Source organism: Bradyrhizobium sp. HKCCYLRH2060, from assembly GCF_051168135.1.
GTDB lineage: Bacteria > Pseudomonadota > Alphaproteobacteria > Rhizobiales > Xanthobacteraceae > Bradyrhizobium.
The window spans coordinates 1-21,813 of sequence record NZ_JBNPUK010000024.1; the positions used below are offsets into that span (position 1 = coordinate 1).

General features: G+C 70.3%; 4 protein-coding genes. All 4 read left to right on the forward strand.

What is annotated here, in order from left to right:
- Positions 1-51: 51 nt before the first annotated feature.
- From ACQR10_RS30830 to ACQR10_RS30845, 4 genes are read left to right on the forward strand one after another with little or no spacing between them, the layout of a single operon-like run.
- Positions 52-10,251: a non-ribosomal peptide synthetase gene (locus ACQR10_RS30830; protein WP_316218620.1), complete on the forward strand. Its 10,200-nt coding sequence runs from the start codon at positions 52-54 to the stop codon at positions 10,249-10,251.
- Positions 10,248-16,646 (forward strand): SDR family NAD(P)-dependent oxidoreductase, encoded by a 6,399-nt coding sequence (locus ACQR10_RS30835; protein ID WP_316218619.1) that lies wholly within the window; start codon positions 10,248-10,250, stop codon positions 16,644-16,646. Before ACQR10_RS30830 ends, ACQR10_RS30835 begins: the two co-directional genes overlap by 4 nt.
- The gene (locus tag ACQR10_RS30840) at positions 16,643-20,620 is read left to right on the forward strand and encodes a type I polyketide synthase (protein ID WP_316218618.1); all 3,978 of its coding nucleotides are present in this window, start codon (positions 16,643-16,645) and stop codon (positions 20,618-20,620) included. The genes ACQR10_RS30835 and ACQR10_RS30840 overlap by 4 nt, the downstream gene beginning before the upstream one ends.
- A complete protein-coding gene (locus ACQR10_RS30845) occupies positions 20,617-21,804 on the forward strand; it encodes a cupin-like domain-containing protein (RefSeq protein WP_316218617.1) in 1,188 nt (395 codons plus the stop codon). The genes ACQR10_RS30840 and ACQR10_RS30845 overlap by 4 nt, the downstream gene beginning before the upstream one ends.
- Positions 21,805-21,813: the final 9 nt, after the last annotated feature.

The following is a 21,813-nucleotide window of genomic DNA, read 5'->3' on the forward strand; positions in this document are numbered from 1 at the left end:
CAGCCGACCGCCGACGGCGGCCTCGAAGGCATCCTGGAATACGACGCCGAGATGTTCGCCCCCGCCAGCATGGCGCGGCTGGCCGGCCATGTCGCGACCCTGCTCGGTGCGATGGCGAGGGCCGACGGTGCGGCACGGCTCAGCAGCCTCGCAATGCTCGGCGCCGACGAACGGCGCCAGCTACAAACGTGGAACGCGACGGCAGCGCCCCGCGCCGCCGACGAGACCATTCTCGATCTGCTCGATGCCGCCGCGCGCGACCATGCCGAACGCCCCGCGATCATCCATGCCGGCGGCGAGATCTCCTATGCCGATCTGCACCGCCGCGCCGATCATCTCGCGGGACACCTCGCTGCCCGCATTCCGGCGACCAACGCGCTGATCGGCATTGCGCTCAACCGCGGGCCGGAGCTGATCGTCGCGATCCTCGCCGTGCTCAAGGCGGGACACGCCTATGTGCCGCTCGACCCCGCCTATCCGGCCGAGCGGCTGCGCGTGATGGCCGCGGACGCCCGGCTACAGCTGGTGCTGACCGACGGCAGCACCGCCGCGTTGCCCGATGATCTCGTGCAGCTCCGGCTCGACGATCCCGCGCTGCTGCGACCGCCGCCGGCGCGACCGCAAATCCGTCCGCTGCCCGATGACCTCGCCTATGTCATCTTCACCTCCGGCTCCACAGGCCGACCCAAGGGCGTCGCCATCCCCCAGCGCGGCCTCGTCAATCTGGTCCACGCCCAGACGGCCGCGTTCGAGATCGAAGCCGGCGACCGCGTCCTGCAGTTCGCCTCGCCGAGCTTCGACGCGTCGGTCTCGGAGATCGCCACGGCGCTCTCGAAAGGCGCCGCGATCGTCACCGGCGACGCAGAAACGCTGCGCCCCGGACCGTCCCTGGCGACGCTCGTCCAATCCTGCGCAGTGACCCATGCGACGCTGCCGCCGACGGCGCTGCGCGTGATGGAGCCGGACGATCTCGCCGGCTGCCGCGTCCTCGTCGTCGCCGGCGAAGCATGCCCCGGCGATCTCGTCGCGCTGTGGTCGCCACATCGCCGCATGCTGAACGCCTACGGCCCGACCGAGGTCTCGGTCTGCGCCAGCATCAGCGCGCCGTTGTCGGGCGACGCGCCGCCGCCGATGGGCGCACCGATCGAGAACGCGCGCATTCACCTGCTCGACGCCCAGCTCAACGAGGTACCGATCGGGGTTGCAGGCGAGGTGTATGTCGCCGGCGCGGGGCTTGCGCAGGGCTATCTCAACCGTCCGGATCTGACGGCGGAGCGCTTCATCGCCGATCCGTTCGGACCGCCGGGCACCCGGCTGTACCGCACCGGCGATCGCGCGCGCAGGCAGGCCCACGGCACGTTGGAGTTCCTGGGTCGCGCCGACCAACAGGTGAAGATCCGCGGCTTCCGCATCGAGCCCGGCGAGATCGAGACGGCGCTGCGACGGCACGACGGCGTCGCCGCTGCCGCGGTGGTGCCGCAGGAGCATCCGCACGGGCGGCGCCTCGTCGCCTATGTGGTCGGACGCGACGGCGTTGCGCCGTCCGTCACAGAGTTGCGCAGCCATCTCGGCAGCCTGTTGCCGGACTACATGTTGCCCGCGTTGTTCGTCAGCCTCGATGCGCTGCCGCTCACCCCGAACGGCAAGCTCGACCGCAAGGCCTTGCCCGAGCCCGATCTCGCTGCTGCCTCCGAGGCGCCCCATCGCGCACCGCGCTCCGCCACCGAGCAGGCGCTCGCCGCGATCTGGGCCGAGCTGCTCGGCCACGACACGATCGGCATCGACGACAATTTCTTCGCGCTCGGCGGCGATTCCATCACCAGCATCCAGATGGTGACGCGCGCGCGACGCGCCGGGCTCGTGATCACGCCGCGCGACGTGTTCCAGCAGGGCACGATCGCGAAGCTCGCGAGCGTTGCAACCGCGGCCCAGCAGGTCACCGCCGACGATCGCGCGGACGGCGGCCCCATTCCGCTGACGCCGATCATGCGCTGGCTGCTCGAGCGCGGCAGGAATGTCGACCGCTTCAGCCAGAGCATGACCGTGCGGCTGCCGCGCGGCCTGACGTCGCAGCAACTGATCGCCCTGCTCGATGCCACGTTGTCGCGCCATGCCATGCTGCGGTCCCGCCTCGCATTCGATCCGATCGATGGCAGGCCGTCGCTGCACATCGCGCCCTCCGACACAGCGCTGGCGCGGCGCCGGCTGCGCCAGATCGATGTCGCCGCGTTGACGCCGGAGCAGCGCGCGCAGCGGATCAGCCAGGAGATCGGCGCTGCCGAGGCGCGTCTCGATCCCGCAGGCGGCGTGATGCTGCAGGCGGTTCAATTCACGGCCAGCGTAGCTGATAACGACGCGCTGCTGCTCGTACTGCATCATCTCGCCGTCGACGGCGTGTCGTGGCGGATCCTGATCGAGGAGCTCGCCGCGTCGTGGCACGCTACGACGGCCGGCCAGCCGGCTCAGTTGCCTGCGCTCGGCACCAGCTTCGGGCAGTGGTCGCGGCTGCTTCAAGCGCGGTCGCGACATTCCTCCGTGCAGGCAGAGCTGCCGCATTGGCAGCGAACATTGGCGGCAAGCGCCGCTCCCCTGCGGCTGACGCCGCCCCGCCAGCCCGTTGCGAACAGCGTCAAGCATCTGACGCTGACCTTGCCGGCAGCGGTGACTGCGCGCGTGATGAGCGAGGCGCCGCGACGGCTCGGCGCGCGGGTGCTCGACATCCTGCTTGCGGCTTTCGTCACGACGCTCGCCGATGGCGATGCGGCAGCGCAGACCATCGTGATCGACCTCGAAGGCCACGGCCGCAACGAATTCGACCCTGCCATCGACCTGTCGCGCACCGTGGGCTGGTTCACGAGCCTCTATCCCGTTCGCTTCGACCTTCCCGCCGGAGATTCCACGACCACCGCCGGCGACGCCGAACGCCTGCTCGGCGCGCTGCACGCCGTGCAGTCCGGTCTCGCCGACGTCCCTGACGACGGGCTCGGCTTCGGCCTGCTGCGCTACCTGGACGAGGACGCGGCGCGGACGCTCGCCCGCCTGCCGACGCCGCAGGCGGGCTTCAACTATCTCGGCCGTTTCTCGACCGATCATGTTGCGGATTGGAGCATCATCCCGACGGCACTGCCCGGCGACCTCGTCGAGCAGGCCGAGTTGCGTCCGGCCCATGCGATCGAATTGAACACGGTGGTGATCGGCCAGGGCGCCGACGCCCGCCTCAGCGCCACCTGGTCCAGCGACCGAAGCCTCGTCGATGACGACGTCGTGCAGGTGCTCGCGACGCGCTGGTTCGCCCTGCTCGAGCGCCTTGCCGAACTGACGCCGGCCGCGCCGCATCCGGCCGCAAAGCCGTCGGTCCGTCAGCTCCGGCTGTCGCCATTGCAGCGCGGCCTGCTCTACGAGAACCTGTCCGATCCCGTCCGTGCCGACGTCTATGTCGTCCAGCTCGAAGTGGAGTTTGCAGGTGAGCTCGATCGCGACCGGCTGCGCGGCGCGATCGCCGCGCTGATCGCGCGGCACGACAATCTGCGCGCGGCGTTCCGGGCCGACGACAGCAGCGGCTTCACACAGAGCGTCGTGTCGGTGGTCGATCTGCCCTGGCGTCAACTGACGGTCGACGCTGATAGGAACTTGCAGGCGGCTCTGGATCAAGTCCGCCACGACGACCTGACGCGCCGCTTTGACCTGGCGGCTCCGCCCTTGCTGCGCAGCAGCCTGGTCAGCGCCGGCGCGACCAACGTGCTGATCCTGACGCTGCATCACATTTTGATCGACGGCTGGTCGATGCCGATCGTGCTGCGCGAGCTGATGCAGCTCTATCACGGGACGGCCGAGCTGCAGCCGGCGGTGCCGTTCAGCCGCTATCTCGACTGGCTCGACCGTCAGGATCGCGCCGCGGCGCTGGCGGCCTGGCGCGCGGCCTTCGACGGCTGGAGCGGACCGCTGCTGGTCGCGCCGAACCTGCCGGGCCAGACCACGGCAACGCAAACCGACGTCGCGCTCGACGAGCACGAGACCCAGCGGCTGGTCGCGGCGGCGCGCTCGCTCGGGATCACGCTGGCCACCTTGATGCAGGGCGCCTGGGCGCTGTGGCTCGCGGCGCGCACCCATCGCGACGACGTCGTGTTCGGCATCACCGTCGCCGGGCGTGACGCCGCGCTCGACGGCGCCGACCAGATCGTCGGCCTGCTTGCCAACACCGTCCCGTTGCGCGCACGCGTGTCGCCCGCGCGCACGATCAAGGCGTTTCTCAGCGAGCTGCAGGATCGCCAGGCAGCGCTGATCGCCCATCAGCATCTCAGCCTCGGCGAGATCCAGCAGATGCTCGGTACCGACGCGTTGTTCGATACGCTGCTGGCGTTCGAGAACTATCCGGTTTTGGCTGATGCCATCGACAATGCCGAAGCGTTGCGCATCACCCGGGTGCAGGGGCGCGACGCCAACCACTATCCGCTGAGCCTGACGGTGCTGCCCGGACCGCGGTTGACGCTGCGGCTTCACGTCCGGCCCGGTCTGTTCGACGGCGCGTCCGCGACCGAGCTGATTGCGGAGCTGCGCAGGCTGCTCATGGCTCTCGCTGACGATGGCGACATGCCGATCGGCCGCGTGCTGGGAGCCCACGCGAGCCGCGATCCGCGGATTGCGGCCTGGAATATGACCGCGCAGCCGGAGCCGGCGGGCCACCTCCTGGATGGCTTTCTGCGGCAGGCCCGCATCGCGCCGTCCGCGCCCGGCCTGATCTGGCGCAACGAGACGTATGACTATGCGCGGCTGGATGCAATGTCCGGCCGGCTCGCCGGCCAGCTTGCGGCGCGCGGCGTCGGCGCCGACGATCTCGTCGCGCTGCATCTGCCGCGCTCCCCCGCGCTGCTGATCGCAATTCTCGCGGTGCTGCGGATCGGCGCCGCCTACCTGCCGATCGATCCTTCGTTGCCGCGCGATCGCATCGGCTACATGCTGGATGACGCCCGTCCCGCGCTTGCGATCACTGCCGACGCGTCGGCGGATCTGCCAGCCCCGGTGCCAGTCCTCGCGATCGATCTCGGCGCTGCGGCTGCCGCGCCCGCCTTGCATCAGGCGAATCCGCTCCAGGCCGCCTACCTGCTCTACACATCCGGCACGACCGGCCGGCCCAAGGGCGTGACCGTCACCTATCGCGGCTTGGGCAACCTGCTGGCGGCCGTACAGTCGGAGCTCAAGCTCACGCCCGACGATCGCTTCGCCGCCACCACCACGGCGGCGTTCGACATCTCGATCGTGGAATTGCTGCTGCCGCTGGTCACCGGCGGCTGCGTCGTGCTGGCGGCCGAGGACGAGGCCACCGCTCCGGACCGGCTGGCGGCGCTGATCGCGGCGGCCGGCGTCACCACGATGCAGGCGACGCCGACGGTGTGGAACATGCTGACCGCCGCGGTGCCCGGCGCGCTCGCCGGGCTCAAGGTCGTGAGCGCCGGCGAAGCGCTGACCGAGGCGACGCTGCGCCGTCTCGCCGCCTGCCGCGCCGCCACCGTGCATAACTACTATGGGCCGACCGAGACCACGATCTATTCGACCATGATGCGGTTCTCGGCCGACGACGGCGGGCGGCCGCCGATCGGCAAACCGATCGCCAACACCGTCATCCGCATCCTCGACGACTGGCTGGCGGACGTCCCGCCCGGCGTCGAAGGCGAGATCTACGTCGGCGGCGTCGGGCTCGCGCGCGGCTATTGCAACCGGCCCGGTCTCACGGCCGAACGCTTCATCGCCGATCCCGGCGGCCCGCCCGGCGCGCGGCTCTATCGCACCGGCGATCGCGGCCGCTGGCGCGGCGACGGCGTGCTCGAATGTTTCGGCCGCGTCGATCACCAGATCAAGATCCACGGGCTGCGGATCGAACCCGGCGAGATCGAGCACGCGTTGCAGCGTCATCCGGAGATCGCAGACACCTGCGTGATGGTGCGCGAAGCCCGCGGCAATCCGCAGCTCGTCGCCTATGTGGTGCCGCGACAGGACGACTGCCCTTCGCTCGACGCGTTGCGCGGCCATCTCACCTCGTTCCTGCCGGACTACATGGTGCCGTCGCGCATCATCGATCTGCCGGCGTTGCCGCGCAGCCGCAGCGGCAAGGTCGACCGCGCCGCGCTGCCCTGGTCCGAAGCGGACGCGGCCGAGCGCACAAATCGTGCGGCGGGCACCGCCGCCGAAAAACGTCTCGTGGAGATCTGGGCCGCGGTGCTCGATCAGGATCACATCGGGATCGACGAGGATTTCTTTGCGCTCGGCGGCGATTCCATCCTCGCCATCCAGGTGGTGATGCGCGCGCGCCAGGCCGGCCTCGTCTTCAGTGCGCGCGACATCTTCCGGCGGCCGACGGTCGCGCGCCTGGCGGCCCATGTGCAACATCAGGCCGCAGCGGCGCCGGCGGTCCGCACGCCGGATATTTCGTGGCCAGAGACGGAAGAGCTGCAGCTCACACCGTTGCAGCTCGGCCTGCTGCGCCACAGCCTCGATGACGACGCGGCCGGCGCCTATCGCATGCAGACCGCGATGATCATCACGGGCAGCCTCGATGAAGCGGTCCTCCACGCCGCCTGGAAGGCGGTCGTGGCCTGCCATGCCGTGCTGCGGACGACGATCGGCGAGCGTGACGGCCGCTACGTCATGGTTGTCAGGCCCGATGCCGAGGCACCATGGCAGACGCGCGATCTCAGCACTGACGACGATCCCGAGCAGACGCTGCGCGATCTCCTGGCGCATGACATGACGACGCCGTTCCGGTTCGACGGCACGCCGCTGCTGCGGCTGATGCTGCTGCGCCTCGCGCCGGATCGCCACGCCCTGGTGATCAGCAATCATCACGTGCTGCTCGATGGCTGGTCATTGTCGCTCGTGCTCGAAGACCTGTTCGTTGCGCGCGCGGCCCTTGCCGCCGGCCGTATCGAGGCGCTGCCGCCGCGCGCGCCGTTTGCCGCCTTCGTCCATTGGCTCGCCCAACGGGATCGCGAGGAGAGCGCGAGCTTCTGGCGCCAGCACCTTGCCAGCGCGACGACGATGGCCCGCATCTCGCTGCCGACGCCAGCCCGAGGCAGCGGCCAGCGCGCCTTGAAGCGGATGCTCGGCGAGGACAGGTCGACCGCGTTGCGCCATGCGGCACGGCGGCACCATGTCAGCGCCAACACGCTGCTCCAGGGCGCCTGGGCGATGATGCTGTCGCGCCTGTGCTCGTCCGAGGATCTGGTGTTCGGGACCACGATCGCCTTGCGCCCGCCGGAAGTGGAGGGCATCGCGCGGATGGCGGGGCTGCTGATCAACACGGTCCCGGCGCGGATCAGGCTCACGGAGCAGGCGAGCGCCGGCGAGTGGCTGGCGCGGCTTCATGCCGAGCAGGCGGAACGGATGAGCTACGCATATGCTGGCCTCGGCGACATCATGCGCTGGACCGAGCGCGCGGAGGGCGAGCTGTTCGAGACCCTGATGGTGTTCGAGAACCAGCCGGCCACGTCGATGGACGGGATGCTCGACGATCTCTCCATTCGCGCGCTGCCCGTGGAACAGCATACGCATTATCCCCTGGCTGTCGCCGTCATGCCGGGCGACTCCTATGAGCTCGCGTTCAGCTACGACGCCGGCCGGTTCGCGGCGGAGGATATCGCGCGACTGGCCGACGACTTCATCGCCGTCATCGAGCGCCTGGCCGCGGCGGACCGCGATCTGCCGCTGCATCGCCTGCTCGGTGCCGACGCCAGGGATCTGCAGCAGATCGCGGCCTGGAACGCGACCACGCCGGTGGTCCTTGCCGAGGAGACGCTGACCGAGCTGCTCGACGAAACCGCCCGGGACCATGCCGACGAGCCGGCGCTGATCGGCGATTTCGGCCACCTGACCTATCGTGAGCTGCACGACGCCGCCGATCGCCTGGCCGGCCGGCTGCGCGATGACGGCGCGCGCCCGGGTGAGTTCATCGGCATCGCCTGCGAACGCCGGGCCGGCTTCGTGACCGCCGCGCTGGCAGCTCTCAAGGCCGGGCTCGCTTACGTGCCGCTGGATCCGTCCTATCCGCCCGACCGCCTCGGCTTCATCATCACTGACAGCCGCGTGCAGCGCGTGCTGACCGATGGCGCGGCGGCCTGGCTCCCTCCGGCAGTCCGCCGCATCGGCATCGACGAACAGGACGTGCCTGCTGCGACCGGCAATAAGCCGCGCCAGCCGCGGCCCGCGATCTCGGCCGACGACCTTGCCTACGTGATCTACACGTCCGGCTCGACCGGACGGCCGAAGGGCGTCATGGTTCCGCATCGCGGCGCCGCTAACCTGATTCGCGCCCAGCGCGCCGCGTTCGGCGCAGGGCCTGGCGATCGCGTGCTGCAATTTGCCTCGCCCAATTTCGACGCCTCGGTGTGGGAGATCTGCATGGCGCTGGGCAGCGGCGCCGCGCTCGTGGTCGGCTCGCCCGATGACCTGCCGGGAGACGCTCTTGCCGACTTCGCCCGGCGGCACGGCGTCAGCCATGCCACCCTGCCGCAGAGTGCGCTCGGCGTCATGGCACCGCGCGATCTCGACGGTTGCCGCGTGCTGGTGGTTGCCGGCGAGGCCTGCCCGGCCGAGACGGCACGGCTGTGGGCTCCCGGCCGGACCTTCATCAACGGCTACGGCCCGACCGAAACGACAGTGTGCGCCTCGCTCAGCGCTCCGCTCGCCGGCGACCGCACGCCGCCGATCGGCCGCCCGATCCTCGGCCTGCGCTGCCACGTGCTCGACGACAGGCTCACTCCGCTGCCGATCGGTGCCGCAGGCGAACTCTACGTCGCCGGCCGCGGCCTTGCGCGCGGCTATCTCGATCGACCGGGCCTGACCGCCGAACGCTTCATCGCCGACCCGTTCGGCCGACCGGGCGAGCGGCTGTATCGGACCGGCGACCGCGCTCGCTGGCTTCCCGACGGCACCCTCGAATTCCTCGGCCGCAGCGACGCTCAGATCAAGCTGCGCGGCTTCCGCATCGAGCCGGGCGAGATCGAGGCGGTGTTGCGCCGGCACGCGACGGTGGAGGCCGCGGCCGTCGGTCTCGAGGCCAGCCGCGGCGATCAGCGTCTGGTGTGCTGGTGGTCAGCGAAAAGCGGTGCGGATGCCGCACCGTCCGAACTTCGCCGCCATCTCGCCGAGCACCTGCCGTCCTACATGCTGCCGGCACAGTTCATCCGGCTCGACAGCCTGCCGCTCAACCCGGCCGGAAAGATCGACCGGCGTGCGCTGGCGACGATGCACGGACCGGATGCCTCATCCGATGGTCGCACCATCGCGCCCCGCGACGACATCGAGTTCCGGCTGCAGGCGATCTGGCAGGAGCTGCTGCAGACGCCGTCGATAGACGTCACCACGAGCTTCTTCGAGCTGGGCGGCGACTCGCTGATCCTGATCCAACTGATCGCGCGCTGCCGCAATGAGTTCGGCCTCAAGCTGCGAGCCGGCGACATTGCCGCCGACCCGACCATCGAAGGCATGGCGCGGCTGTTGCGCGGCACGGTCCCGGCGCAACCGGCGAAGGCACTGGTGACGCTGCGCGGCAACGGCGCCGAGCCGCCGCTGTTCTGCATCCATCCGGCGACCGGAACGGTGTTCTGCTATCTCGACATCGTCTCGCGCCTGTCGGTGCCACGCCCGGTCTACGGACTGCAGGATGTCACCGGCCGCAACGCGGGGCCGGCGAGCCTCGTCGAGCAGGCGCAGAGCTATCTCCGGGAGATCCGCAGCGTTCAGCCGCACGGCCCCTATCATCTCATGGGCTGGTCCTTCGGTGGCGTGGCCGCCTTCGAAATCGCCCGCCAGCTCGCGGCGGAGGGAGAGACGGTGGCGTCGCTGCTGCTGCTCGACGCGCCGGTCAAGCCCGCGGGCGGATGGGAGGTCAGCAAGGCAGAGATCATCGCCGACCTCACGGGCGAGGCCTCCGACGACGCGACGCTCGACTATGCGAGAGCCGCCGCGGTGCTGAGCCGCAGCGGCGAGTTTCCGCCGGACATCACCGCCGCCCAGGTGGAGGAGATCGTCGAGGCTTATGTCCGCTGCGGAAAGCTGCTCGGCACCTATCAGCCCACGCCCACCATCGGACACGCCACCTTCTTCCACGCGCGTGTGCGCGGCAATCCGGCTGCGCCTGCGGGCTGGCGCGAGCTGATCGGCGGAGAGTTCGAGCTGATCGAGCTCGATTGCGATCATGATGGTCTGATGCGCGGCCTTCATGCCGAGCGCGTGGCCCGGCGGGTGGATCAGTCATGACCGAGCATCGTTCCTCACCACAGTCGCATGTGACGCTCGAGGCGCCGATCCTCCAACGCCTGCAGCGCGCCGTGGCCGAGCAGCGCATTCCCGCACCGAGCCCAACCTACGATGAGGCGCGGGCCTGGTTCGCCATCGACACCGGGGCGGATCAGTCGGGCATCGTGGTTCGCGCGGCCCGCGAAACCGATCTCGCCGGCCTTGTCGCACTGGATACGGCCTGCTGGCCGGAGCCGCTGCGCAGCCGGCCGGAACGCCTCCTGCGGCGCATCCACCAGGCTTCTGGCGATCACATCGTGGTGCTGCGGCAGGAGCGCATCATCGGTGCGATCTACACGCAGCGGATCGCAGATGCGCGGACGTTGCGCGATCTGCCCGCGGAACAGTTCGAGACGCTGCACGCGCCCGACGGCATGGTTGCGCAACTGCTCGGAGTCTGCGTCGATCCTGATCACGCCCAGACCGGCCTCGGCGAGGCGCTGGTGCAGTTGGCGCTGCGGCTCGCCCGCGCGGCCGGCGCGGCGACGATCGTCGGCGTGACGCTGTGCCGGGACTTCGCGGCCTCTGACGACGACATCATCGCCGCCTATGTCGCCCGCCGCGATGCCAACGGGCTGCCGGTCGACGCGATTCTGCGTTTCCATGCCGCGCGCGGCGCTCGCATCGTCGACGTGCTGCCCGGCGCCTTCCCCGGCTACGCCGCAGGCGGCGAGGCCGGCGTGCTGATCGAATACGACGCGGACCGCCTGGATGCGATCACCACGAGCAGCGCCGGCCAGCCCATCGTCAGCGCGCGTGATCTGCCCGAGATCGTCGCCGCAACCTTGCGCGATGTGCTGGGGCCGGCGCGCGCGAAAGATTTCGCGCCTGGACGCACCTTGCATGCGATGGGGCTGGACTCGCTCGACCTGCACAGCCTGAGGGCCGGGCTGAACCGCGCGCTCGGCACCGCGATCGATGCCACCTTCTTCTTCCGTCATCCGACGCCGGAGCAGATCGTCAACGGCCTGATCGCGCCATCCTCTGCGCCGAAACGTGCGGCCGCCCCGCGCGGCAGCGCCTCATCATCGACCGCTCGCCAACAGCAGACAGGCCAGACCGCGGCGCCGGTGGCGATCATCGGGATGGCGTGCCGCTTCCCGGGCAACGTGACCAGCCCGGATGAGTTATGGACGCTGCTCAGCGAAGGCCGCGATGGCATCACCGATGTCCCGGCGACGCGCTGGAATGCGGACGTTCTCTGCAATCCCGCCGGCGGTCCCGGACGCATCACGACGAGGCGCGGTGGGTTCATCGCCGATGTCGATCAGTTCGATCCCGGATTCTTCGGGCTGTCGCCGCGCGAGGCGGCGGCGATGGATCCGCAGCAGCGCCTGCTGCTCGAATGCAGCTGGGAGGCGCTGGAGCATGGCGGCATCGATCCCACCGCCCTCGCCGGTTCGGACACTCAGGTCCTGATCGGCCTGTTCGGACACGACTATGAGCGCATCGCCGGCGCCGCCGGACGGCTCGACGGCCACTACGGCACCGGCAACGCTGGATCGATCGCCTCCGGGCGCATCGCCTATACGCTGGGGCTGCAGGGCGCGGCGCTGTCGGTCGACACCGCCTGCTCTGCCGGCCTCGTTGCCGTGCATCTCGCGGTCAAGGCGCTGCACGCCGGCGATTGCCGGATGGCACTGGCAGGCGCCGTCAACCTGATCCTCGGCCCCGAGCTCAGCATCGCCTTCTCGCAGGCCAGCATGCTGGCACCCGACGGACGCTGCAAGCCGTTTTCCGCCGAGGCCAACGGCTATGTGCGCAGCGAGGGCTGCGCCGTGCTCGCGCTCAAGCGGCTCGACGACGCGCTGGTCGATGGCAACCCCGTGCTCGCTGTGATCGAAGGCAGCGCCGTCAACAATGACGGCCCGAGCAACGGCCTCACCGCGCCGAACGGCCTGGCGCAGCAGGCTGTCATCCGCCGCGCGCTCGACGATGCCGGCATCGCCGCGTCCGACATCGACTATGTCGAAGCGCATGGCACCGGCACGCCGCTCGGCGACCCCATCGAGTTCAACGCGCTGGCCGCCGTGCATGGCGGCCGCGAGCATCCGCTGCTGATCGGCTCGGTGAAGAGCAATATCGGCCACACCGAGGCGGCCGCGGGCCTCGCCGGACTGATGAAGGCGGTGCTTGCGCTTCGTCACGGCGCGATCCCGCCGCAACTGCATCTCGGCGCCATCAACCCGCTGCTCGATCTCTCAGCGATCCCGGCCAGCATTCCAATCCAACTGCAAGCCTGGGAGCGGCGCGACGGCCGGCGCCGCCGCGCCGCCGTGAGTTCGTTCGGCTTCTCCGGCACCAACGCGCACGTCGTCCTCGCCGAAGCGCCGCGGCCGGACGACCGTCCCGACGATCCGCGGCAGCACCATCTGCTCGTCCTCTCGGCGCGCTCGCCCGCGGCGCTGCACGAGCTCGCGCGCCGCTACCTCGATCATTTCGCATCCGTCGGCGGCACGCAGGCGCCGGGCGACATCGCCGCGACTGCGGCCGCCGGCCGCAGCGCGCAGCCGCATCGGCTCGCGATCGTCGGCAGTGGCCCGGGCGACTGGCAACGCGAGCTGAGCAGCCATCTCGCAGGAGAGCCGTATTCCGACGTGATGGCGGGCACGGCCGGCAAGGCGCCCGTGGTCGCCTTCCTGTTCACCGGACAGGGCTCGCAATATCCGGGGATGGCCGAGGAGCTCGCCGGCAGCCATCCGGGTTTTGCTGCCGCATTGCACGAATGCGCTGAGCTGTTTGCGCCGTTCCTCGACAGGCCGCTGCTGGAGATCATGAACCCCGCCCCCGGCGAGCCGGACATGATCGCGCAGATGCGCTACGCGCAGCCCGCGCTGTTCGCGCTCGAATATGCCCTCGCGCGGCTGTGGATCGACGCCGGCATCACGCCGGCCGTGGTGATGGGTCACAGCCTCGGCGAAGTGACGGCGGCGTGCATCGCCGGGGCGCTCGACCTTGCCGAGGCCGTCGAGCTCGTCGCGATGCGCGGACGGCTGATGCAGGCGACGCCTGACGGCGCGATGGGCGTCGTGTTGGCCGACGCCGCCTTCGTCGAGCGCCGCGTGGCCGGCCAGGAGGTCGTGATCGCGGCCTACAACAGCCCGCAGAATTGCGTGATCTCGGGCGCGCCGGCCGCGGTCGAAGCCGCGCTCGCCGATTTCGCCCGCGAGGGCATCGAGGTCCACCGGCTGCATGTCTCGCGCGCGGGTCACTCGCCGCTGATGGACGGCATGCTGGCGCCGTTCGGCGACACCTGCCGCAAGCTGCATCCGCGGCGGCCGCGGATCAGCATCGTCTCCAACGTCACCGGACGATCGATCGATGACGAACTGATGGACCCCTTGTACTGGGTGCGCCATGTGCGCCAGCCGGTCCGCTTCCGCGACGGCATCGCGACGGCCGCTGCGCTCGGCGCCAATGTGTTCATCGAGATCGGGCCGCGGCCGGTGCTCACCGGCGTCGCCCGCGATTGCCTTGCCGACAATGCGGTCGCGCTGCTGCCGAGCCTGGTGCCGACGGAATCCGCGTGGCAGACCCTGTCGCGGGCGGCAGGCGAGCTGTTTGTGCGGGGCGCTGAGATCAATTGGCGCGGCCTCGATTGCCGGCCGCCGCGGCGCGTCGCACTGCCGACCACGCCGTTCGAGCGCAAGCGCTACTGGATCGACCCGAGCTCGGACGCAGAACCGCAATCATCCCCACGCGTCGAAGTGCCGACACCCGATCCGGCCACCCTGATCGGTCCGATGATCCCGCTCGCGCTGGACGGAGCGGTTCATGCCACCAGGCTCGGCGGCGGCCGGTGGCCGGCCCTGGAGACGCACCGCATCGGCGAGAGCGCGACGCTGTCGGCGGCGGCGATGCTCGCGATGATGATCGAGGCACATGGCAGCGGCCCCGGCGGAGCCTGCCCGATCAGCCTCGCGCCGCTGCGCCTGTCGTCGCTGGTCTTTCATCGGCCGCTGCATCTGCCGGATCACGGCGTCGACGTGCAGACCGTGCTGCTGCCGCAGGGCGCCGGGACGAGCCGCGTGCGGATCGCAAGCCGTAACGCTGCGGCGAGCTGGACGGTTCATGCCGAAGCCGAGATCGGCGACGTCGTCGTGGACGGGCTTGGCACGGCGACGGCAGAGCTCGACGCGCTCCGGCATGAACTAACAGACGACACGATCGATCGACTCGCCGAACGGCTGCGTGCCCAAGGCTGCGAGCCGGGCATCGCGATCGCGAGTCTCGCGGCTCTTACGACCGGCCGAGGCGAGGCGCTCGGGCATATCGGCGCCGCCGACGTGCCGCCAGCGCTCGCCGGTGCGATACGGCTGGACGCGGCGCTGCTGGCGGCGCAGGCCGCGCTGCCGGTTGCCATCCCTTGCGGCATTCCGGCCGGATGCGAGCGCATCGACCTGCTCGGGGACATAGGGACCATCGCCTGGTCGCACGCGCGGCTGCGCAGCGTCACGGCCGACGGCAGGGCCGCCGTGGTGGACCTCGATGCCTCCACGGCCGATGGCGCACCGGTGCTGCGCATCAGCGGCCTGACCTTCGTCCGTGCCGTCTCGGCGCGTCCGGCCGAGACCCTCACACGCAACTTGCACGTGGTCGAATGGATCGACGCGCCGCCGCGCAAGCTCCCGCCCCGCCCCGCCGCGTCGATGGTACGGCCGTGGCTGCTGCTGGCCGATCACGCCGCGCAGGCTTTACTGCTCGCGACATCGCTCGGCCGCCGCGGCGTCCGCTGCATCGTCGCGACCGACGATGTCGACGGCTTCCGCCATCTCGACGACGGCGTCGAGGCCGTGATCGATATGCGGGCGTCGTCCGCCGAATTCACGGCCGAAAGCACGCCGGCCGAGCGGCTGACGACGATGGGACCACGCCTGCTCGCATTGTTGCAGCGGCTGACCCGGCTCGCGCGACCGCCGAGGCGGCTGTTCTCGCTCAGCCGAAGCGCCATGGCGGCCAGCGCAGAGGACCGGGCCGACGTCGCGCTCGCCGCTTTGCAGGGCCTCCCTCTCGTGCTCGGCCGTGAGCAGACCTGGCTCGGCATGCGGCTGATCGACATCGACGCCTCGGCCCTGAGCGACGCCGCCTTTGCCGACTGGCTGATCGGCGACCTCAGTGACAGCGCGCCGGCGGAATGGCTGATGGCATGGCGCAACGGCCGCGCGCGCGTGCCGCGGCTCCGCGCGTCCGGCGCAACGGCCGCGACGAGGCCACTGGATCTTACCGGGCGAACCCAGCTGATCGCCGGCGGCGGCGCGCTCGGCGCCGCACTCGCCCGCTGGCTCGCCACCAGCGGCGCCACCCACATCGTGATCGCGAGCCGCTCGGCCGAGGCGGCAGCGCGCGCGCTTGCCGATGAGCTGCGGGCGCAGAACGTCACGGTGATGCTGCGCTCGACCGACCTCGGCCGGCGTGACGAGGTCGCCGCATTGCTCGATGCATGCAGCCGCGAAATGCCGCCGCTCGGCGGCGTCTTCCACACCGCCGGCAGCCATGATGACGGCGTGATCGAGACCCAGAGCTGGGATCGCATCGGCGCGGTGCTTGCGGCCAAGCTCGACGGCGCCTGGCATCTGCACGAGCTGACCCGCAGCCAGCCGCTCGATCATTTCGTGCTGTTCTCCTCGGCGTTCGGGCTGCTGGGCGCTCCCGGCCTCGCCGGCTATGTCGCCGCCAATGCCGGACTGGATGCGCTCGCCCAGCATCGGCGCGCGGCGGGGCTGCCGGCGCTCAGCATCAATTGGGGACCGTGGTCCGGCCTCGGCATGGTCGGCGCCGGCGAGCGGGCGACGCGGCGTGAGTGGACCCGGCAGGGCTTGCGCGAGATGCCGGGTGAAATCTGTCTCGCGGCGCTCGGCGAACTCATCAGGACCGATCTGCCGCAGGCCGCGGTGCTGGACGTCGACTGGGCGCAGTTCGCCAGCGCCTGCGCCGACGCGCCGCCTGCCCTGGTCGATGCGTTCGTGGCGCCGCAGCCCAAGGCGGCCGCGACGGCCGGCGCCGTGCCGTTGCGCGTGGTCCGGCCGGAGCCTTCGGCGGACGATCGGTTGCGGATGGAGCTTGCGCGCCTGCCCGCACGCCGCCGCCGTGCTGCGCTCGCCGACCATCTTGCCGGCCTGGTCGCCGCGGTGCTCGGCTTCGCAGGTGCTGCCGAGATCGATCGCACGCGCGGCTTCTTCGCGCTCGGCATGGACTCGCTCGCCACGCTGGACCTGCGCAACCGCATCCGCGCCAGCCTTGGCCACCGCATCGAGCAGACCACGCTGTTCAGGCACGGCTCCGTGGACCAGCTCGCAACCTTCCTCGACGCCGAGCTGTTCGATCGGCCGTCAGAGCTGACCGGAGTGCGGGCATGACGCGACGACGCGCCCCCATTGCCATCATCGGCGCCGGCTGCCGCCTGCCGGGAGGCATTGCCGACCTCGACACCTATTGGGATCTGCTCCGCTCCGGCCGCGATGCCATCGGCGAGCTGCCGGCGGGCCGCTGGGACAATGACGCTCTGTTCGATCCCGATCGCCGCGCGCCCGGCCGCACCTATGTGCGGCGCGGCGCCTTTCTCGACGATGTCGACGGCTTCGATCCAGAATTCTTCAACATCAATCCGCGTGAGGCGGCCTCGCTGGACCCGCAGCAGCGGCTGCTGCTGGAGGTCGCATGGGAGGCGATCGAGAATGCCGGCGTGCCCATCGGCACGCTGCGGGGCAGCCGCACCGGCGTGTTCGTCGGCATCGGCCAGCCGCAATATGGACCGCGCGAGCTCTACGGCGCCGATCCCGCGTGCATCGGTCCCTATTCCGGCACGGGCGCCCTGCTCTGCTTCGCGTCGGGACGGCTGTCGCACGAGCTCGGGCTGAACGGACCGAGCCTGTCGCTCGACACCGCCTGCTCCTCCTCGCTGGTGGCGCTGCATCTGGCCTGCCAGAGCCTGGAGAACCGCGAGTGCGACCTCGCACTGGTCGCCGGTGTGCATCTGCATCTGACGCCCCAGGTCACGCTGTTCCTGTCGCGCACCGGCGTGCTCGCGCCGGATGGCCGCAGCAAGGTGTTCTCTGCCGACGCCGACGGCTTCGGCCGCGGCGAGGGCTGCGTCGTGCTCGTGCTGCGCCGGCTGGAGGACGCTGCCGCAGACGACGTGCTCGGCGTGGTGCGCGGCGCCGCGGTCAATCACGACGGACCGGCCAGCGGGCTCACTGTGCCCAACGCAATCGCGCAGGAGCAGGTCATCCGTGACGCCCTGACGGCGGCGGGTGTACCACCGGAGGCGGTCGGCTATGTCGAGACCCACGGCACCGGCACGCGGCTCGGCGACCCGATCGAGCTTGAGTCGCTCGCCGCCGTGTTCAACACGCCGCAGCGCACGACGGAGCTTCCGCTCGGATCGGTCAAGAGCAGCATCGGCCATCTCGAAGCCGCGGCCGGCCTTGCCGGGGTCGTGAAGACGCTGCTGATCCTGAAGCATCAGCAGCTGCCGCCGCAGCCGGGTGTCGGCACGCCGAACCCCGACATTCCCTGGCACGCCCTGCCATTCACGCTGCCATCGCGTCTGGAGGACGCGCGCGACGAGTTGCGCTTTGCCGGCATCAGCTCATTCGGCATGAGCGGCACCAATGCGCATGTCGTCGTGGAGCGTTCAGATCCCAGGTCGGAAGCGGAGCCCGTCTCAGTTGCGCATGCGTCGACGCTGCTGTTGTCGGCGCAAGGACCGCAAGGGCTGACGCTGCTGGCCGGTGCGATGCGCGACCGGCTCCAGGGCGTCAACCAGAATGAATTCGCCGGCATTTGTTCGAGCATGCTTCGGCACAGGACGCCATTGCGGCACCGGCTCGCCATCGTCACTGATGAGCCTGACCAGGCGCGAGCCGCGCTCGATGCAGCCGTCTCGGGCAGTCGGCATCCGGCGCTGCTGATCGGCGAGGCCAGCCGCCGCAGCGGAGGCGCGGTCGCGTTCCTCTTCACCGGCCAGGGCGCGCAGCGCCCGGCGATGGCGCGCGCGCTGCACGCCTCCGAGCCGGTGTTCCGCGACAGCATCGAACGCTCGATCGCGCTGACCGCGCGCGAGTTCGACGTGCCGCTGCGTGATCTCCTGCTCGGCGACGTCGATCCCGGACAACTGCGCCGCACCGGATGGGCGCAGCCGGCGCTGTTTGCATTCGGACTTGCATTGGCCGAGCTGTGGCGCGCCTGGGGCGTGGTACCGGATGTCGTGCTCGGCCATAGCCTGGGCGAGTACACTGCGGCCTGCGTCGCCGGCGCCTTCAGCCCTGAAGACGGTTTGCGCCTGGTGTGCCGGCGCGCGGCCCTGATGCAGTCGCTGCCCGAGGGCGGCGCCATGGCGGCGGTGCGCGCCGATGCCGGGCGGCTCGGCGCGCTGGTGCAGCGCTACGGCGGCGAGGTCGAGATCACGGCGACGAATGCGCCGCGCAGCGTGACCATCGCGGGGCCGACGCGGGCGATCGAGGATGTCATCGCGCGCTGCGGCCGCGACGGCTTGGCCGCGCAACGCCTCGACGTCTCCCACGCCTTCCATTCGCAGGCGATGGAGCCGATCCTGCCGGCGCTGCGGCAAGCGGTGGCGGAGGTCCGGTTCATGACGCCGACCGTCGAGCTGATCAGCAATCTCACCGGCGCCGCCGTGAACGCCGACGACATCGCTGATCCCGAGCGCTGGTGCCGGCACACGCGCGAGCGCGTGCGTTTCGAGGACAGCCTGCGGCAGCTCGCGGAGCGCGACGTCGCCGCCGTCATCGAGATCGGCCCGCAGCCGGTCCTGATCGGGCTCGGCCGCCAGACCCTGCCCGATGCCGACATGTCGTGGCTGCCGAGCGTCGCGCCCGGCGTCGCCGATGCCTGGCAGATGCGCCATTCGCTGGCCGCGCTCGCGGTCGACGGATTGGCGGCCGATGTCGCAGCCAGCCAACCGCCGGCGCCGCGCGTGCCGCTGCCCAATACGCCGTTCAACCGGCGGTCAATCCGCCTGGCGCCGGCCGCCGCGGCGGCCACGCCGGCACCGAACAGCACGCGGGTGATCGGCCGCAGGCTCGCGCTTCCGCAGTCGCATGGCGAGGCGCGGTTCGAGACCGAGCTCGCCGGACGCGATCCGTTCCTCATCGAGCACCGCGTGTTCGGCGAGGTCATCGTGCCCGCCGCCTGGCATCTCGCCATGATCTTCACCGGCCTGCGAACACTGTCCGCAGCCGGCCCGCTGACCTTGCGCGACGTGACCCTGGTGCAGGCCGCGCACCTGCCACCGCAGGGCATCGTCATGCAGCTCGTGCTGACGCCGGAGCCTGGCGGCCATCGCATCCGCCTCATCAGCCGGCGCGCCGATTCCGATCCGTTCGACGACGAGGCCTGGACCACCCACGTCACCGGTCGCGCCGATCTGCCTCTCAGCGCTCCCCGCGATTGGGAGCGGCACGGCGGCGCGCCAGCTCGATCCGGCGCGCTCGATGGTAGAGCATTCTACGACGACCTCGTGGCACAGGGCTTCGACCTCGGACCGTCGTTTCAATGGGCCGATGCGATCCACTGCGATGGCCGCGAGCTGACAGCCGAGCTGCGGCGGCCCGCGCATCTGGTCGATGTCACGGATGCCATCATTCATCCCGGGCTGCTGGACAGCGCGTTCCAACTGCTCAGCCGCTTCTGGGACCGCCGCGACAGCGACATCGCGCACCTGCCCTTCCGCATCGACCAGCTCCGCCTCTGGCCACACCGCATCGAGGCATCGCTTGCATGCGTCGCCTGGCGCGAAGACGGTCCGAACGCTCAGGGAAATTCTCCGGCGGCGAACGTGCAATTGATGATGGGCGACACGCCGCTGCTCGAAGCCAGGGGCTTCGTGTTCCGCGCCGCCAGCCGCCGCGGGCTGACTGGTGAATCCACGGCGACCTCCGGCAGAGCCGCAGTCAAGATCGCGTCCCCGACGCCGGCCATGTCCTCCATCGCGGCGCGCCCGGCGACCGACCGCAGCCGCGCTGCAATCGAGCGGCATCTGCGCGAGCTGCTCGGCCAGGTCCTCGGTCTTGCCGATGCCGATACGATCGCGCCGCGGACGCGGCTGTTCGATCTCGGCCTGGATTCTCTTGCCGCCCTGGAGCTGCGCGAAGATCTCGGCGAGCGGCTGGGGGCGCCGCTGCATGCCACCCTGCTGTTCGACTATCCGACCATCGAGGCGCTGCTCGACCATCTCGGCGGCCTGTTTGTGGATCCCGCTGCACGGTCCACACCTGCCATGCCTCAACCGGTCGCGACGGCCGAGATCGACGATCTGTCCGAGGAAGAGGCCGAGCTGTTGCTGCGTCAGGAACTGGAGCGACTGCAATGACGTCATCTCGCCATGATCAGCCGGTGATCGCGACCTATGATGCCGCCGATCTGCCCGCACGCCGGGACGAATTGCTCGAGCGCCGCCAGCCGGCGGTCATCTCCGGCCTGTTCAAGGGACAATTGCTCGGCGAGCTGACCGACGCGCAGAAGGTGCGCGAGGCGCTCGGCGACCTCCAGGTCATGATCGGCGTCAACTACATCGATGCGCATCTCGCCAACATCCGCAACTTCGTGCAGGGCAGCAGCGCCCCGATCGCAATCGACAAGAAGCCGGGCCTGCTGCGCGACTATCTCGATCTGATCGAGCGCGAGCCCACGACGCGCGCGCTCACCAGCGAGCAGCCGACGCCCGAGAGAATCCTGGACGATTGCAATCTCGGTGCGGTCGGAATCGAGAAAGTGCATGGCGGCTACGGCAATCCGCTCGCGCAGCGCAGCGCGAGCGAGGCGCATTCGCTGATGTTCGTCGCCAATGCCGGCAACGCCTCCGATCTCCACACCGACTGGGACGGCCGCGACGTCCTGCTGCATCAGGTGTTCGGCCGCAAGCGCATCGTGCTGTTTCCGCCGAAATCCGGCTTCAAGCTGTTTCCCATCGACATCTTCTCGACCGTCGCGGTCAACGCGATGGACGATGCCGAGCGTGCGGCGCTGATCGCCTATGCCGGCGGCATCGAGGTCGTGGTCGAGGCCGGCGAGACCATCCTGATGCCGGCGTTCTGGTGGCATCACGTCGGCTATGTCGATGCCGCGATGTCGGTGAGCTTCCGTTTCGGCGGCGTAACCGATCCCGACGCGGTCGCCCTGATCGGCAGCGTGCACCGCGATTGCCACATCCAGAACATCGTCGCCGGCACGCTCGATCCGCGCCGTGCGGAGGCGAGCAAGGCCGCCGCGCGGCGGCTGCGCGCGGCTGCGGCCGAACCGGCGCCGAGCGCACGCGAGAAGTACCGTGCGATGCGCATACTCGCCGCCGAATGCTATCGCAGCACGCTGCTTCCGGGCGAGCAGGCACCGGCCGAGCCGGTGATCACCGCCGAGGACTTCCTCGACGGCGCGCTGTGCGCCTTCTACCGGCGCCCGCCCAAGGGCCCGGCTTGGCGCCAGCGCCTCTGGCAGAAGCGCGAGGCGTTCAACGAGGCCGTCCGCCGCTTCGGCCGGCGGCTGGCCTATCAGGCCTGACGTAGCGAT

Bases quoted from the DNA above. Each gene is read 5' to 3' on its own strand.
- ACQR10_RS30835 (WP_316218619.1), top strand. From the start codon at position 10,248: ATGACCGAGCATCGTTCCTCACCACAGTCGCATGTGACGCTCGAGGCG.
- ACQR10_RS30840 (WP_316218618.1), top strand. From the start codon at position 16,643: ATGACGCGACGACGCGCCCCCATTGCCATCATCGGCGCCGGCTGCCGC.
- ACQR10_RS30845 (WP_316218617.1), top strand. From the start codon at position 20,617: ATGACGTCATCTCGCCATGATCAGCCGGTGATCGCGACCTATGATGCC.
- ACQR10_RS30830 (WP_316218620.1), top strand. From the start codon at position 52: ATGTTCGCCCCCGCCAGCATGGCGCGGCTGGCCGGCCATGTCGCGACC.